Source organism: Robertmurraya sp. DFI.2.37, assembly GCF_029211245.1.
Taxonomy (GTDB): Bacteria; Bacillota; Bacilli; order Bacillales; family Cytobacillaceae; genus Robertmurraya; species Robertmurraya methanolica_A.
In genome coordinates, this window is the sequence record NZ_JARGEJ010000121.1 from 1 (window position 1) to 2,227 (window position 2,227).

The 2,227-nt window shown below is 36.8% G+C and carries 1 protein-coding gene and 2 pseudogenes; all 3 read left to right on the forward strand.

Features of this window, described 5'->3' with window-relative positions; genetic code table 11:
* Positions 1-232, forward strand: a pseudogene (locus PZE06_RS25630) (hypothetical protein); the annotation flags it as partial.
* 326 nt (positions 233-558) lie between these two features.
* The gene (locus PZE06_RS29715) at positions 559-711 is read left to right on the forward strand and encodes a hypothetical protein (RefSeq protein WP_235372130.1); all 153 of its coding nucleotides are present in this window, start codon (positions 559-561) and stop codon (positions 709-711) included.
* A gap of 15 nt (positions 712-726) precedes the next feature.
* Positions 727-1,653, forward strand: a pseudogene (locus PZE06_RS29725) (NAD(P)-dependent alcohol dehydrogenase); the annotation flags it as partial.
* Positions 1,654-2,227: the final 574 nt, after the last annotated feature.

Genomic DNA, 2,227 nt, shown 5'->3' on the forward strand with positions numbered 1-2,227 from the left:
GAAAAACGGAGATGGTTTCATGAAAGACAAAATAACCAAAATAAAAATTTTTCTTTCCATTTTAGCCGTGATCGGGTTTGGAACAGGATGTAACGATAACCAAAATCAGTTAGATGAGGATAACAATCAGGTTGTCACGGTCAGCAACGGAATAGTTGCAATCTCAGCCAGTTTCCACCAGCCCCCGATATTAATTCAAATATTTTTAACACCGTTTACTCACAAGAGATAATTACTTACCCTTGTCATCCATAAACTTTTCAATATACAAAAAATTGAATCTACACATCAAAATAGTCTTCTCTATCAGGAGACTCATTGGTGAAGAAGATAACTGTTTCTGGCAATTAACTGATGTATGTTTTGGCAGTATGTTTATTAAACTTTATGAATTATTATTTAAGGTTAAACCTGTATACACATTTATTTTTATTCATATTTGTAAAGCAATGCTTACTGTACTAAAGGGAGGTTAGTTCAATAAGGATTTGGGAAAAGGGAGTACAAACACCTTAAATGGGAAATTTAATTAAGTAAACATCATAAGGAGGTTTTTCCATGCAAACAAAAGCTGCTGTTACCTTTGGAAGTGGTGAACCATTTGAAATTAAAGACATAACGATAGACGAACCACAAACGAATGAAGTGTTGATTCGTCTTGTAGGGACCGGAATTTGCCACACCGATATTCTTGCTCAAACACAAGCTTAACCGGTTCCACTTCCTGCAGTACTAGGTCATGAAGGGGCAGGGATTGTTGAAAAAGTCGGCAACGGTATTTCTCATATTCAACCCGGTGACCATGTTGTTCTTTCTTATAGTTCTTGCGGTTCATGCGACAATTGTTTGACCGGCAAAGCATATGCCTGTGAGCGGTTTTATGAATTGAATTTTGAAGGAAGAATGGCAGATAGATCTACTCGCTTACACGTAGAGGGGCAAGATGCTTCTAACTTTTTCGGACAATCTAGTTTTGCATATTACGCGGTAGCCAATGCAAGAAACGTCATAAAGGTCCCAAAAGATGTTCCACTTGAAATGCTCGGACCGCTAGGTTGTGGGGTACAGACTGGAAGTGGAGCGGTATTAAATAAATTAAAACCGGAACCCGGCACAAGCATTGTTGTCTTTGGCGCTGGTACAGTAGGATTAAGTGCAATTATGGCGGCTAATGTATGTCATTGCGGCATTATTATTGCCGTTGATGTTCAAGAAAACCGATTAGAGTTAGCAAAGGAATTAGGAGCCACACATACCATTAACGCAAGAGAAGGAAATGTTTTAGAAGCAATCATGAAGATTGCTGAAAAGGGTGTAAACTACGCTATTGAGTCCAGCGGTCGCCCTGAAAATTCGAGAAATGCGGTGGATTCACTTACTGTAACAGGAAGAGCGGTACAAGTGGCGGGTGGTCCTATTGGTTCGGAAGTAACGTTGGATATCAATACGATTCTTTTTGAAAGAAACTATGAAGGATTTTTGATGGGTGAAGGTGTTCCTCAAATATATATCCCTAGATTAATCGAACTATATAAGCAGGGGAAATTCCCGTTTGATAAATTGATTACGTATTACTCTTTTGAAGACATCAATAAAGCAGTAGAAGACGCTCATAAGGGTACAACCATTAAACCACTCCTAAAATTTTCATAAATATTAGACCAAATAGACTTTCGACTTGTAGAAGAGAACATATAAAATAAAATGTTTGTGAAATTAAGCTAACGAGTGCTTTAACACAATAAGAAATAAAATTAAAGAGCCTAAAATATGCAAGTTTTTATGCACTACTTGCGTACTTTGGCTCTTTTTTCATTTCAAAAGCCTTTCAGTCTTTATTGTATTCAGTCAATTTGTCTGTTACACTGTATGTATATATTTATCTAAAAGCTACACGTTGTGTAGAAGCCTTCATACCTTCCTTTATTTTTATTGGAGTGGAGAGTTGGCATAAAGTTTTTGTTCCTTCGTATTCTCCTGTTTAGGGGAAATGGCAGGTGGACATTTTGTCCGAAAAGTGCAATTTGCAAAAGATAATAGGTTTAATATTTCCACGATCTTAGTCGTGAAATATATAAAAAGTCGATTGTTCTTTGGAATGGGTACCGACCCCCAGAAGTTAGAGTAATAAATCTAACTTCTGGGGGTATTATTATGGCCAAATATAGTGAGGAATTTAAAATAAAGATTGTTACCGAATATTTGAATGGAAATCTTGGATACAAAC

Coding starts and splice junctions, on each gene's coding strand:
- PZE06_RS29715 (WP_235372130.1), top strand. CDS start 559: ATGCAAACAAAAGCTGCTGTTACCTTTGGAAGTGGTGAACCATTTGAA.